Origin of the sequence: Legionella lansingensis (assembly GCF_900187355.1) — a bacterium.
Classification (GTDB): Bacteria; Pseudomonadota; Gammaproteobacteria; order Legionellales; family Legionellaceae; genus Tatlockia; species Tatlockia lansingensis.
Map to the genome: position 1 here is coordinate 2,290,189 of NZ_LT906451.1, position 15,426 is coordinate 2,305,614.

The window sequence follows — 15,426 nt, forward strand, 5'->3', positions numbered from 1 at the left end:
GTAAAAATTGCGCAGTATAATAACAAAATAAGCAGGATGTTGCACGGATTATATTTTTCTGTGATTTTGTAAACGGTTGTGAGATAAAAAAACAAATCAAGAATGCATATCAACGACTCATGGCTCATTATACTCCCAGTTGACTTATTATTCAATATATTGTACTAAATATAATCAGCATGATCCTATATAATCAGCATTAGTTTTTCATCCAATAACTCAAAACATGCAGGCAAATGTCCAACCAGCTCGCCATCAGCTTCAATAGCCAATTGACCAGCGTTTATGGCTTCGACGAAGATTTTTTTGGCCTGCACGTAATGCACTTGCTTTTCAAGTAAATGCTTTCCTGAATATATTTTAACTAACTTCCTCATAGCAGCAAAGCAAGATAATCTGTGGAAAACAACGACATCAAATAAATTGTCATCAATTCTTGCCATAGGAGCTACATGCATTCGGCCTCCAAAATATTGACCATTGCAGACAGCCATAAGACATATCTCTGTAGTAAACGCCGGGTTCTCGTCAAATTGAATGCGAACAGCAGCATGGCTATACGTCATCAGTCCAAGCAAAGCATTCACAAAATAATTAACACTCCCACCAAGTTTTTTTATCCATTTGCTATTTGCTGATTTCTCAACAACATGAGTAGACAAACCACAACTAGCGATATTGATGAAATAACGCACGCTTTGATTAGCAAAAGTAATTTTGCCAATATTCGTTTGCGTTCCATGATGATGACTCAAGCGATCTAAAAATTCGGTTACTCTTTGACGGGGAAACTGGCTTGCGAAATCGCCGCCGCAACCTGAATTAAAGTAAGCATAGACAGTATGAGGATTAATAAGCTCGTCATTAACATAAAGACCATTAAGCGCATGACTCAACGTACCATCGCCACCAACAATTAGAAAATAATCAGGATTTCCCTGGAGTAAATTGGTCGTGAGTTGAGCAATATCATCAACTTGATTAGACATCCGATAGTCTATCCGATCAAACAAAGCACGCAAGCCAGGCAACAAAACGTTCCAAGCCTTTTTGCCCCGACCACCTCCTGAGATAGGATTGATGATGACGGCAACAGAGCTCATAAAATAGCAGCTAACCGGCAAGCCTGATTGATGGCATGGCGAGCATCCAATTCCAAGGCTTTAAAAGCCCCACCAATTAGATGAACAGAATGGCCTGCTTGTTTTAGAGGCTCATAGAGCTCTCGCAATTCTGTCTGGCCTGCACAAATGATAACTGAGTCCACATCGAGCACTTCTTTATTCTCCTTGACAACAATATGCAATCCCCGATCATCAATACGTTCATATTGCACCCCTGAAATCATTTTCACCTGCCTATGTTTCAAACTTAAGCGATGAATCCATCCTGTGGTTTTGCCAAGATTTTTGCCATGTTTCTCTTTTTTACGCTGCAATAAATAAACCAATCGGGGACTTTGCAGCGTTTGAGCCTGTTTCACCCCACCTCGGTGCTGCATACTTAGATCGATGCCCCACTCGTCATAAAATTGCTGAACATGACCATTCGATTTATGGGTTAGCCATTCAGCAACATCAAAGCCGATCCCTCCTGCACCAATTATCGCAACCCTCTCGCCAGGTGTTTTTCGCTTTCGAATCAAATCCACATAGCTGATAACTTTTTCGTGATTAATTCCTTCAATTTGAGGTATGCGTGGACGAATACCTGTGGCAAGAACAATCTCATCATAGTCTTGTAGCATGTCTGAAGTAGCTGTTGTATTTAAACGTATATTGACTTGAAAATTGTTTAATTGGTGCGTGAAATAATTAATGGTATGTTGAAATTCTTCCTTTCCTGGAATATTTTTGGCCAGATTGAATTGTCCCCCTAATTGTTCACCTTTTTCAAATAAAGTGACCTTATGTCCTCGTTCAGCAGCCACACTGGCAAAAGCTAAACCAGCAGGACCTGCTCCCACAACAGCAATTCTCTTGGGACAATCAACGGTTTCATAAATCAATTCCGTTTCATTGCATGCCCGAGGATTAACAAGACAAGAAGCTGTTTTATTGACAAAGACTCGATCAAGACAGGCTTGATTGCAAGCAATGCATACATTGATGGCTTTGGTGTCTCCCATTTTTGCTTTTTTGGCGAACAAGGGATCGGCTAAAAACGGCCTCGCCATGGATACCATGTCTGCTACATTCTCTTCGAGCAAAGCATTAGCAAGTTCCGGTGTATTGATACGATTGGAGGTGATGATAGGAATAGTAATTTCCGGTTTAAGTCGTTTTGTAATCTGAGTAAAGGCAGCTGCGGGCACCATGGTGGCAATGGTTGGGATACGAGCCTCATGCCAACCAATGCCTGTATTAATTAAGGTTGCACCTGCATTTTCAATCGCTTTGGCCAATTGAACGACTTCTTCCCAACTACTACCCTCATGGATTAAATCAAGCATGGATAGTCGATATATGATAATAAAATGGTCACCAACGGCTTCGCGGATACCGCGAACCACTTCAACGGGAAAGCGCATGCGATTTGCAAAGCTACCACCCCATTCATCATTACGTTGATTGGTATGAGCAACGATAAATTGATTAATAAGGTAACCTTCACTTCCCATAATTTCTACACCATCGTAGCCCGCTTTTTGTGCAAGAGAAGCACAACGAGCAAAATGCTTGATCGTTTTTACTATCCGCGTCTTGCTCATTTTCCATGGTGTAAAAGGACTAATCGGTGATTTCAAAGCACTAGGTGCCACAACAAAAGGATGATAGCCATAACGCCCCGCATGCAAGATTTGTAGTGCAATTTTTCCACCCACATCATGAACAGTATCAGTAACTAGTTCGTGACGTTGTTGCTCTTTCGCTGAAGTCAGCTTCGCTGCAAAAGGAGCGAGGCGACCGGAACGATTAGGAGCAAAACCTCCGGTCACAATTAAACCTGCGCCTCCCAACGCTCGCTCTTTATAAAAAGTCGCCAAACGCAAAAGATTTTCTTTATCTTCTTCCAATCCAGTATGCATCGATCCCATCAGCAGACGGTTTTTAAGCTGGGTAAAACCTAAGTCTAGAGGCTGGAATAAAGCCTTAAAGGGGGCATTATTAACTCTCAATTCCATTGAATACTCACAAAATGACTAGCAAAAATTAAAGTATAATGCTTTTTTACAAGATTATCATAGGTAGAAAAAAGTAGGTTGAATTCCTCTTGGTCTGAGCCAACCCCCTTCGGGCTGAGGAGGCGTTTACGCCGTCTCGAAGCACCTCTCAACAAAGGCTTCGAGACGGCGTAAACGCCTCCTCAGCCCGAACGGATCGGTGTAAATTCCTTAAATTAACGCCATTGGATCCGAGACCAAGGGACTCAACCTTTTAAATTGGACTTTAATAAATCGTCCTAACGTTGCTCAGTACAAAGTAACCTTCTTAAATAGTCGCTGTCACGAAATTAAATTTTACACACTTATCGTCACCCTCCGCGAAAGCGGGGAGTCCAGAAGAGCCTTGCCAATACTGGATCCCCCGCTTTCGCGGAGGATGACGTCATTACAAAGAAGGTGTATTTCAGTCATTTCGCGACAACGACTAAATAATTCTTCGATTAAATTTAATGCAAGCTGATATTTTTTTAAAACCAAATAATATAGAATCTCTTTCCTCTTTATCATTGAGTTTTAAATCATGAGCAAATGGCAGTTAGCATTAGCAGCAAACGAATAGAGGGTTACGAAAAAGGATTGTGACCATGGTTATTATTTATTATCATCTTGCGAAGGTTTATTGAAGAGCGCTGGATACCGTGGTCAAGCCACGGTAATTCGTTTTTTTGATTTGCCAAACTAAAACTTGAAGCTCGATATTATAAAACAATACTCAACATTCAGCATGGAGCATTATGAATAAATTAGTCACCCTGCTTCTTTTATGTCTTCTCAGTGTACATAGCTATGCAGCGCAAATCACCGTGATCATTTATTCAACCGATGGCAAGAAAAAAGAACTTGGCAAAGTGACTTTTAATGACAGTGAATACGGTTTATTGATCCTGCCCGCTCTGTCTTCCTTACCGCCCGGATTACATGGTTTTCACTTGCACCAACACCCGGATTGTGGGGATAAAGGCATGCACGCTGGTGGGCATTACGATCCAGGCCATACCAATAGTCACCAAGGTCCTTATGGCAAAGGTCATCTAGGGGATCTGCCTGTTTTATATGTCGATGCTAACGGTAATGCTAATGTCCCCATGCTTGCTCCACGGCTTAAAACAAACGATCTGAGTGGTCTAGCTGTCATGGTTCATGCAGGTGGAGATAACTATAGCGATACACCGCCACTAGGCGGTGGCGGCGATAGGATTGCCTGTGGTGTCATTAAAGAAAAAAGCTGAGTTGAAATGCTAACCGATTGTAGGTTGGGCCAAGGCCCATAGCCGTCAGGCTAAGAGTTTAAAAGCACTCTCCTTCGCAGAAGTCAAAGGTCAAAAGAGGTTTCTTTTTTGAATCTTTGATAGCAAAGAGGGAGAGATTTTCATAGAAATCATTCAAGAAATGCTTTAATCGATAAGGAGACATGAGGGCGATAATCAATCCAGTAGCCTTGGAACTTAGTTGGTGACAGGCTTTATAAAAAGAAAGTTGTTTGCCTTCTATGTTGCGCATGGGATTGCATAGCAAAAACAAAAGCATCATTGCAATAAACTTACCATAGGTTTCAATAATCACTCGAGCAAACTTTTTAGTTTTGATAGAGTCAATATGCATTAAGGATTTACTTAATTTAAAGAGGAGTTCTACCTGCCATCGTAAAGCATACGTTTGATGAATTGCTTTATTATTGATTTGAGTTTCAGAGGTATTGGTAATATAAATAGACCAACTTTGTAAAGCCAACGATTCCTGGTTTGGTGTGGAACCACGGCGACGATGATCTTTTATAAGTCTTCTCCGCCTTTGCTCGGCAATGACTGGTGGTAATCGTTGAGCGACCAAGCGGACAGGAATTTTATGCGTTGCTCCCATAAGGACCTGCTGAGAAAAGAATGGTGCAGCATTCTCCAAGGTAACGAGTAAATCAAAAGGTTTCTTATCTTGTGTTAGAAGTTTAGTTCCGGTGAGCAAGCGGCTTATGAAGAAAGCGTTTTCTTCCATAATTTTCTTAAACGTGTTCAGTTTAAAATAACCTAAATCCATTAAATAAAGAGCTCCTTTTTCAATAGTATTAAAATAATTATCAAAGCCCTGATCGTTATCACAGCCCGAAGTTAGAGTAAGCTCTTTTATTTGTCCACCAAGATAATCAAACATCATTTGGATTTTCATAGCGGAACTGGATGCGGCTCCGCCACTGCCTTTAAAAAGCTCATTCAGCGCCTGATGTAAGGATATAGTACTGCTATCAATGATGTTAAGGCTACTAAATTGCTCCAATCCTTGGAGTTGAGGTAACTTTTTCATTTGAAAGTGCTTTAAACAGAATAATGAAAAGGCTTTAAGAAATCCGGCTGTTCGTTCGTTAAATCGCTCATGTAATGATTGTTTTTTGATATAAACTTTTTGCGTTTTTACCAATCCACAGAAAAGTTCCAAATTAAAATGTTCTGAAAAACAGAGCGTTATCAATGATTTTATAAAAACACTAGGTGTCAATTTTGAACGGCGTTTCTGAAAACCTGTTTCCTTTCCTATCCGATCCGCTTCATAAGTAAAAAATTTAAAGATTTCTTGAGGAATATTTGATAGGGTATCCAGCAGCATAGAGTCCCTTTTGGTTGTTTTCCTGGCGGGAAAAAATTTAAAAGGGTACTCTAGCTTTTTTTATTATTATTTCAATAAGTTAAACAAACAATTTCTTTCTTAGCCTGACGGCTATGGGCCAAGGCCCAACCTACTTTCTGTGGTCTTACCAGCAAAATCATTTAACTGTAAGAGCCACATGAGTAGCATGCATCACTGCGCTAATTCGACCAATCCGACTAAGGGTTTGCGCTGAAAAGCCATGTTCCTGCAATTGACGTGTGTGCGCACTAATACAAGCACCACAACCATTCAACACAGATACCGCGAGTGAAAAAACTTCAAAACTAACTCTATCTACTCCTGGATTCATCATCCCCTGCATACGTAGGCCTGCTGGAAACTGAGATAATTCCGCACTTTCACTCAAATGAGTAAAACGGTAATAGATATTTGTCATGGCCATCAAGGTAGCAGCAAGCTTTGCTGACTCGCTCAGTTTTTCTGCATGAGGTAAGGCAAGCAAATTCTTAAGTAACTCTTGGTTCCCCAAATGATATGCCACAGCAAGTGCTGCGCCGACAATTTGCTCTTCAGTAAGACCATCTGCTTGGTTAAAATCAAGCGCTCTCAACAGATTTAGGCGAATATCTTTGGCAAATTCTGGTAATTGTTGTTTAAGATTCTCAAGCATTTGTTTCTCCTATAAAAAAGTCTCCGAACCACCCCAGAATGGATTCCCGCCTTCTCGGGAATGACCATAGTTAAATGAACGGTCTCAGAAATGACGTTTCACGATGAGAAAAGATCACTCCACATGAATCGTTTCTTCTCCCTTTTTCCAATTGCACGGACAAAGTTCATCCGTTTGCAAGGCATCTAAAACACGCAAAACCTCATGAGGATTACGCCCTACATTCAGATCCGTCACCATAACAAAACGCGTAACTCCTTGTGGATCAACAATGAATGTGGCTCGTTGAGTGACACCCTCTTGTGGGTCAAGAATACCTAGAGCTTGGCTCAATTCTCTCTTAATATCTGCTAGCATAGGAAAAGGCAACTCATGTAAATCTACATGCTGTTTTCGCCAGGCCAAATGAACAAATTCACTATCGATACTTGCGCCTAAAATCTGCGCATCTCGGTCACGAAATTCTTCATTAAGTTTGCCAAACTCAGCAATTTCTGTAGGACATACAAACGTAAAATCTTTCGGCCAAAAAAATACTACCAACCATTTTCCTGGGTAACTTTCTTGCGAAATGGTCTGAAATGCATGCTGTATATCATTGCTAACAGTTGCTTTTAATTGAAATTCAGGGAATTTGTTACCTACGCTAATCATCGTTTCCTCCTTTATGTTGGTTTCATGCTAACTGTAGATAAAAACAAATTATAAGTAAAATTGAATATTTTTATTGATTTAATAGATATAGACTATTGACAACACCTACGCTCCCCTTCTCTGTATTTTAAGTACAAACTATGATAGAAATCTGCGCTTCAGTAATAGTAAGGAGTGCTCAGAGTGAAACCAATTGTTTTTTTCACGGATACTGGTAAAGACGGTGACGATTTAATCGCAACTGTTCATGTTATTTTACAAGCAAAATCGGCTGGCATTATTCCGCTAGATACATCAATTATCCTCGTGACAGCAGATGAGATTCCTGCAAATGAAAAAGGCATTCAGGATCCGAATGGTCAATATGGCTTAAGAGCACAATACTTGACGATGCAACTAGCAAAGCTCAAAGAAGAAGTACCTCTCCCAGCTGGAACTTTCCCACAGGTCATTGCAGGACCACGAACAACTTATTATCGTTACAGTGAGGAGAAAAAAGCATTCTCGCACGAGGCATCAGGCAGTGAGGCTTTTTATCTTAATAATGAAGTCCAAACGTATTTTGCTGATAAAGACTGCGATAATTTTTCTTGTACTCTAAGTCCCATTGAGGAGCCTTTGGCTTGGCTTGAAACACTAAAACCCATGATTTTCCAGGAAGGGGCAACATTCATTAGCATAGCCGCCTTTGATGCTATTGGCGACGTTTTAAAATTAATACCAGGACAACACCAAGAAAACTTTAGCGTAATCACCATGGGGTATAATAGACCCTATTCAGCTGAAGAGTACCAACAAAAAACGAATGATCCTAATCGGCTTCCTTATAATGCGCGAACCACCGACCCACAGAAAGCTTTACAAGCCATCACGACCTTAACCGAATTACCCCATTCTTTCCATGTTGTTTCAGGCACCACCCGTACGTTACCCAAATATGATGCAAATAGCTGGCTTGCAAGCTTTATAGAAATTACCTCTCGGGCTTATCCCATTTATGCAGGTCACTACGCTAAGTCTTTGCTTATAAGCATGATCGAGTTCATTAAGAACTCAAAATACAAAGGATTTTGGCCCCATGATGTCGTTGCTTCCTTGATGATGCTGCTTGAGCAAGGGCAATGGGAAAAGCTTGGTCTACCTAAACTTAACAGAGAAATGTTATTTACCGAAGTAGAAAGCCTTGATGCTCAGCGGATACGCTTGCGAATGATTGGCAACACGGGTGTTTTACTTGACTCCACTGTACCTGCAGAAGAAAACGACCAAGCAGTTAGTACAGAAAATCATGCTTTTACCTATGGGAAGGAGCTAGATGTGGTTTTCTTTAGCTCACTGTTGCATCTTTTGGCGCTAGAAGCATTACCAACCACACAAAAACAAGAATTGAAGATACTGCCATACTACAAAAAAATTGTAGAACTTAAGGCCCGTTTGTTTGATAGCAACAACCCTGAAGTAAAAATAGCACTTGCGCAAGAGATTCAGATAAATTGGAATCTCGTTTGCCTTATGGAGTTACAACAACAGCTTGCCTTGCAAACCCAAGTTAAAGCAACAGAATCACAAGAATTGACTGCAGAATACAAACTCAATCTACCAGACATTTCATATGTACTTGGAAGTCAAGGCACAGCAGAATTTACCTTGGCGAAATTTTCTGAAGGACAAGCAAAGTTCCTATATGATCTCGTCACCATGGTTGTGAATAGCGCTAGTCAAAATGAAGCTTCCCGCAGTTTCCTCGGAGAGCAGGTTCTTAAGTGGCTTAAAGATTTCGCCGAGATCATACAGAAATTAAACATTGAATTAGAAGATTATTACCTCCCTTATTTTACCGATGCATGGGCTGAGGCCAGCAGGAACAAAACGATCAATCCACTCACCAGTTTCATGTATAACTGCCTAAGGGCTTCAATGATACCCGAGAGAGTCTGCGATCTGCTTGAGCAAAATGGTAAGCTTGGTGTTGAGTTTAAGCGAACAGGCAATAGTCTGTTATATGCGTACGAAGCCACCATCAAAGATAACTTGTCAATACCCTTTCCTGAAGGTGTTCGAGGCATGTCACCAGCATATAAAGCCTTACTGAGTCTGACGCAGCATAGTATTAGCAATAAACTTGCCTTTCTCTTCCATCTCGCAATACATGATGCAGGCAAAGGAGATACCATTAAAAATGCTGTGAAATTGCATCCGGGTGGATTTTATATGGTTAAACTTGAGGATAGTTATTACTATATCGTTAAGATGAATGACGGCTATTTTCAATATCAAACCCCTAACACTCTCCCTGAAATTGATGAACGAATCTTTAAGGAAGCAAATCGGCATGTTGATCATGATGATGCTTTAGAAATCTATGCTCGAGTAGGATCGATGGTAGCGAACTGCTCACCAACAGAATTTTTATTATACGGGGAAGTTATTGATGAAGAACTCCGTGAAGACACAAGAGATGCCATTGCACTTTGTGATGAGTTAATCAGTTTATGCAATGAAATCAATATTGCCCAAATTGTTCAGGGAGAAATCCCATTCGCAGGGATTAAAAAAGGGCTTGATCGCTTTTTTGAAGCCTATAAGCAAGATCCACTAAAAGCGGAATTGATCTTCGCCCACCATTGCTATGATATCTTTGGTGCAGCGCCTTTAGATTCCTTGGCCAGTGTTACAGCCGGTAATTCTAAAGAGATCCATTTAAAAATAAATCTCCTTTACGAAACCCTTTTAGAAGTTGCAGAAGAAGATTTAGGAAAAGAAGTAAGCGCCACTGCTTATCATCGCTATCGAGAAAAATTGGCCCATGCGATACCAGCAATACTAAAATCAGAAGATACTCCCGAGAGCAGCGTTGTTCTTGCCAAAACTCGTCTGGCACAAATGTTACGTTGTCATTTATTTAAAACCAGAACTGACGAGTCAGAACAAATGAGCATCGCTGAGGACGGCGCGTATGAATCGAGAACAACATTGTTTGTGGAAAGCATCGATGCAGCGTTTCAATTGTTAGATCATGAGTCGCAAGAAAAGTTGGTTGAATGCTTAAATAGAAATATAGATAGCAGTGGTAGACCTTCTGTCATGCTCATGTACGGACCCAAATTATTACTCACTGCCACAACTGGATCGGAATTTGCAGCTAACGATCCAACGAACAAGACAAAAATTGCTGAATGTCTGGCACCCATGCTTGACTTATACACTGAGCTATACAATTTGCAAGCGAAGAAATCAGCTGAATATAGCTTCATGGATGTTGGCGATTTAGCAAAAATCGTCGAAAAAGTCTTTAACTGGTATAAAGATGCCAGTTTGCAACAAAAAAACTGCTTCGCCAGTATGTTGGCGTGTTTGCAAGCAACAGGACGTGCTGAGGCTTTCCTCAATGGTTTAGGTGATATCAAAACCCAGAGCAGTGAAAACCAGCTTGCTCAGATAAAGGAGTGCCTCTCCAAAACAAATCTACCATTCACCGTCTCTGAAGCAGGCTTAGTGGCTGTTAAATTGCCAGACGTTGAACCTGTTGACGATAAGGTCTCGGAATCTAAGCCTAACCCCATAGAGGAAATAATCAAGGTTATCCATAGTCAAAACACAAAAGCTAAAAAACAACAAGTTCTATTAACCCATGTCAGAGAAAAAAACTTGTCTGTTGAAGAGCTCAATGAGCTTTATCATCAAGTCAAACACATAGATGCGCTAAATACGCATAGAAATCCTCGTTGGGATAATTTTTTTGGCGTCAAAAATACCGCATCCTGGCGTGATACTCTGGCGCAATTCAGAAAGGTAGCACTGGAAACTCTCTTTGCTGAAGTAGAATACGAAGAGGATAGAGCTGAGAAATTGAGCAAACTGGAAACGGCGAAAAAAATGCCTTTATTTGCTGAACACCGTAATAATTCCATTCTAACGGGGGCATGGGGGCGAACCACTGCAGTAAGGCGAATCGAAGAAGAGGAAGACGTTCTTTACGATGCACCTGTTTTAGAGTAATGCCCAATGTAATCCGGGGATAATCCCCGGGTTACATACGAGACTGCTCATTTAACTGTGTCATTCCCGCATACTGATATATCCCCATCTAATCTAAAAGTTTACATATCCTCACTTATTTCGTTAATTCTTTGTAAAAAAATAGCACTATAATTAAAACATGATCTTAAATTTGATATTTTGTTAAAAATTGCACCAATAATTCATGTCACTACAGGGTGAATGCAAACTGGAGGAGCAGCATGCCAGTTACAATCAAAGAGATTAAAAATAGTAAGGTATTGGATAAAAAATTTCTTGATAAATTAAAGCTTAAAGATAGTAGAGAAATTGATGGCATTTCACTAAAGGATCTCAGTGACAACAAAGAGGCCATTAATAAGGTCCTTGGATTTCTCGATGCGAAGGGTGACCTAAATAATAATAACTTTATTGCTCTCTTAAATCTTGCCAAGGATAAGAAAAAATTAGACTTTTTAGAAAAAATTGCTGCCTTACCAGCCGGAAAATTACCCGTTATACCGCGGGCATCTTTTATCCAGATGGCTCAAATGGGTGAGAAGCAATGCGATCACATTTTAATTATTTTAAATAATTTACCACCAGGGAAACAGTTAGATAAAAAGACTTTCAATTTAATTCAAACAGGTATCGCCAATTTATCAGATGCTGGCCACGCAAAAAGTTTTAGTAACTGCGTCAATATGCTGCTCGATAAAAATGTTTCATTAACTCAATTTATTGGAACCAACAAAATTTCTCTTTTACTTAAACGTGACAAAGAACAATTACAAAGCCTGGAAAAGGTTCTAAATGTGCTATCCAAACATAAGGCTTTGGACGAACGCACGATCGATTTTTTGCTCGACATGAAGAATGCACCGAAGATAAAAGAAAATGCAGATAGTTTGGTAAAAGCTTTTGACGCTATGGGGACAGCTAAAATACCCATCGAGGGTCACAGAAGGGCAATGATGGCTATGCATAGCGATGAGCTCAATTCACTTGCTAAAGTTTTAAAATCATTTGAAGGTTCCTCTAAAATTCCATCTCCTCATGCTTTTGAGATATTGCGTAAGAATATGGGTAAGAAGGCACAAGGCAAAGAAGAAAACCTTGGACCATGCTTAAGAGCCATGATGGATAGTGATATTCCTTTCACTCAGGATATAGGAAGAGACAAACTGGAACGGCTACTTGATTTGGATCCAACTCCTTTAAAAGGTGCAGCAAAAATTTTCAAAACATTGTCCGACTTAAAAGCCTTGGATGGACCAACGGTTGATTACGTGGCAAAACAGGCAAAAGATTTGAATTTGGCAGACATTGACAAAGTAGATGCTTTATGCGAAGCCTTTATAGCCATGGACGATGCAGGCATTCCCATACAAGGAAATAGACAGCCTTTGATGGTTATGAATCAAGCAGAGTTGCAAGCGCTTACTGGCATCATAGGAGCGATAAAAGAAATAAGAGGTCGTGAGGGAACTATTAGTCAGGATGAATTTAAAGCCTTAAGAGTAAATGTAGAAATCCTAGCCCCCCTAAGTCCCGAGAAAACAGATGCATTCAAGACATGCGTTGTCGCGATGGAGAAAGCTCATATCTCTTTGACCCAAACTTTGGGCGAAGACAAGTTATCAAAGCTGGCTAAATTACCCGAGGAAGAACTTGCACCCGTGGCAAGTGTTTTAGAAACATTGTCAACATATAAGGAGGCCCTCGATGAAAAAACCTTTAATTATGTCGTTTCAAAGGCTGGCAAGTTTTCAGAAGACAAAGTTAATCTTATTCCCCAGGTATTCAAGGCCATGGATCAACTTGGAGTACTCATTAAGGGAAATAGACAACCTGTCATGAATATGGAAATTGCAAAGTTAGGTAGACTTAAAACTGTTCTAGACGAATTAAAAACAGCTGGCGTTACTAAGCTAGAGCAACGTGATTTCAAAGCCCTTCTCACCATCCTTAAAAGAGAGGACAATAACTTTACTATTAAGACTTCTGCAGGTAAGACGATTACTGATACAGATAAAATTAAACTCTTCGCAGCCTGCGTTAACGCTATGACAGACGCAGACCCTAAGATTCCGCTTACGCAGACCATTGGAGAAAATAATATCGATCGTTTGAGCAAACTTGATAACGATCAACTTATAGCAGTGAAGACAATCTTAACAAGCTTGCCAAAAAAAGACCGGGATGAAAAAACCTTTAATTATGTCATTGCAAGTGCTACAGACTTAAAAGCGAAAGCTCCTGACGATTTAAAAACGAAAGCTCCGATTATTTCTGCAATATTCACAGCAATGCCAGGACTTGTACCCATTCAAGGAAATAGGCAGCCCATCATGAAGATGAAGTGGAATGATTTAAATAAACTCAATAGTGTTTTGAATGTATTACAAGCCGATAAAAAAGTTCCTTTAGACCAAACTGCTTTTAAAGCACTAATCGATCTTCTACCGACTTTAAAGGATGATAGAACTGAAGCCTTTGCGAAATGTGTTAAGGCCATGGCGGCTGCCAAGATTCCACTCACGCAAATTGTCGGAGAGGATAACATCGTTCGCCTAAGCGAACTCGATAAAAGTCAACTCGACACAGTGGCGACAATTCTAACAAGCTTATCAGAAGAAGCTCCAGATGAAGCTTTGGATGAAAAAATCTTTAAGTCCCTGGTTGCAAAAGTTAAAGAGTTAACTCCATCTTCTGTCCAGGATATCTCTAATACATTCAAAGCGATGAAAGCACTGCAATTACCCATTAAGGAAAACATGCAAGCTGTCATCAATACGGGAAAAGAGTTGGGTAATCTTAAAACCGTTCTAGAAGAATTAAAAAAAGCTGGTGTTGATAAGATAGAGCAACGTGATTTCAAAGCCCTTCAAAGTCATATAGATAACTTTAAAGAACAAACTAATAAAATCGCCGACTTTGCAGCCTGTGTGAAGGCTATAAAAGACGCTCAGATTCCGCTTACGCAAGCCATTGGAGAAAATAATATCGACCGCTTAAGCAAGCTTTCAAAAGATGAACTTGAAACAGTGAAAACAATCTTAACAAGCTTGCCAAAAGAAGACTTGGATGAAAAAATTTTTAAGTATGTAGTTGCAAAGGCCCCAGACTTAAAAACGTCTGCCACGGCAATTGCTGGTACATTCAAAGCAATGGAAGCACTACACATACCTATTCAAGGAAACCGGCAAGATGTCATCAATATGGGAAAAGATTTAGGTAAACTTAAAACCGTTTTAGAAGCATTGCAAACAGCTGGGGTTAAGAAGTTAGAGCAAAGGGATTTCGAAGCTATCCAAAGTCATATAGAAGATTTCGATCCAGCTACTACAGTTGGCAGTCGCCTAATAGCCTGTATTAAAGCTATGACGAATGCCGAGGCCAAGGTTCCGCTTACGCAGGCCATTGGAGAAAATAATATCGACCGTTTACGCAAACTTCCAGACGAGCAACTTAAAACCGTGGAGACAATCTTAACCAGCTTGCCAAAAGACGCTTTGGATGAAAAAACCTTTAATTATGTGGTTGCAAATGCCAAAGAATTAAAAGAGAACGCCCAAGATATTTCTGATATATTCAAAGAGATGGGAAGACAGGGAATGACCATTAAAGGAAACAGACAACCTATCATGGAGATGGGCAAAGAAGAGCTGCAAAAGCTTAAAACCATTTTGCCTCATTTTGACGGAGCAAAACTCGATAAAGACGCTGTCAAAATTTTACTTAATAATACAGATAAGATAACTACAGAAACAGCACCGCTCTTAAGAGACTGCATAAAAATACTCCAAGATAACAAGCTTGGCATCACCCAACTCTTTGGACAGGATAAATTGGATCGACTTGCGAAATTAGACAAAGGTCAGTTACAAGCTGTCTCAAGCCTTTTAAAAACCCTTGATAAGGTGGATGTTTTGGATGACAAAACGGCTAATTACATTATTGATCATGCCGGTGAACTGCAAAGCAAAGCTGAAAGAATTAATCGAATTTTTAATGCTATGGATACAGCTGGCATCCTTATAGAAGGTAACAGACAACCCATTATGAATTTGACTGAAAAAGAATTAGAGCGCTTCGAAGGGTTGCTCGAGAAATTACCTGGGGTTGCAGGCAATACTGTGGCTATTAAGAAAGTCATTGATTGTGCGAAAGCCACTGCTAAGACAGAATCTGTAGATTACGAACGAGAAGCCAAACTCATGGTGAGCTCAACGCTGCAATAACAATAAAAGATGGGGTTGGGTTGAGCTTGCGAAGCCCAACATCTTGTTGGGCCAAGGCTTTACGTTTCTAGAGAATTGCAGACAAACTGATTGAT

8 protein-coding genes are annotated in these 15,426 nt (G+C 40.1%); 3 read left to right on the forward strand and 5 right to left on the reverse strand.

The window, feature by feature from the left end; genetic code table 11:
- Window positions 1-185 precede the first annotated feature (185 nt).
- A complete protein-coding gene (locus CKV79_RS10395) occupies window positions 186-1,103 on the reverse strand; it encodes a diacylglycerol/lipid kinase family protein (RefSeq protein WP_028373864.1) in 918 nt (305 codons plus the stop codon).
- On the reverse strand, window positions 1,100-3,124 hold the full coding sequence (locus CKV79_RS10400; RefSeq protein WP_028373863.1) for an NADPH-dependent 2,4-dienoyl-CoA reductase: 2,025 nt from the start codon (window positions 3,122-3,124) through the stop codon (window positions 1,100-1,102). The genes CKV79_RS10395 and CKV79_RS10400 overlap by 4 nt, the downstream gene beginning before the upstream one ends.
- Before the next feature lie 776 nt (window positions 3,125-3,900).
- Here CKV79_RS10400 and CKV79_RS10405 point away from each other — a divergent pair.
- Window positions 3,901-4,395, forward strand: a complete 495-nt coding sequence (locus CKV79_RS10405; protein WP_028373862.1) for a superoxide dismutase family protein — start codon at window positions 3,901-3,903, stop codon at window positions 4,393-4,395.
- Window positions 4,396-4,453: 58 nt separating this feature from the next.
- Here CKV79_RS10405 and CKV79_RS10410 read toward each other — a convergent pair whose 3' ends face one another.
- From CKV79_RS10410 to CKV79_RS10420, 3 genes are all read right to left on the reverse strand, one after another.
- Complete coding sequence (locus CKV79_RS10410) at window positions 4,454-5,761, reverse strand: IS4 family transposase (RefSeq protein ID WP_095141691.1); 1,308 nt, start codon at window positions 5,759-5,761, stop codon at window positions 4,454-4,456.
- Between the two features lie 157 nt (window positions 5,762-5,918).
- The gene (locus CKV79_RS10415) at window positions 5,919-6,434 is read right to left on the reverse strand and encodes a carboxymuconolactone decarboxylase family protein (protein ID WP_028373860.1); all 516 of its coding nucleotides are present in this window, start codon (window positions 6,432-6,434) and stop codon (window positions 5,919-5,921) included.
- Between the two features lie 114 nt (window positions 6,435-6,548).
- A complete protein-coding gene (locus tag CKV79_RS10420) occupies window positions 6,549-7,088 on the reverse strand; it encodes a peroxiredoxin (RefSeq protein WP_028373859.1) in 540 nt (179 codons plus the stop codon).
- A 183-nt stretch (window positions 7,089-7,271) separates the two neighbouring features.
- On the opposite strand from CKV79_RS10420, the gene CKV79_RS10425 reads away from it, so the two are divergent.
- Window positions 7,272-11,087, forward strand: a complete 3,816-nt coding sequence (locus CKV79_RS10425) for a hypothetical protein (protein ID WP_051546214.1) — start codon at window positions 7,272-7,274, stop codon at window positions 11,085-11,087.
- Window positions 11,088-11,329: 242 nt separating this feature from the next.
- A complete protein-coding gene (locus CKV79_RS10430; protein WP_028373858.1) occupies window positions 11,330-15,331 on the forward strand; it encodes a hypothetical protein in 4,002 nt (1,333 codons plus the stop codon).
- Window positions 15,332-15,426 lie beyond the last annotated feature (95 nt).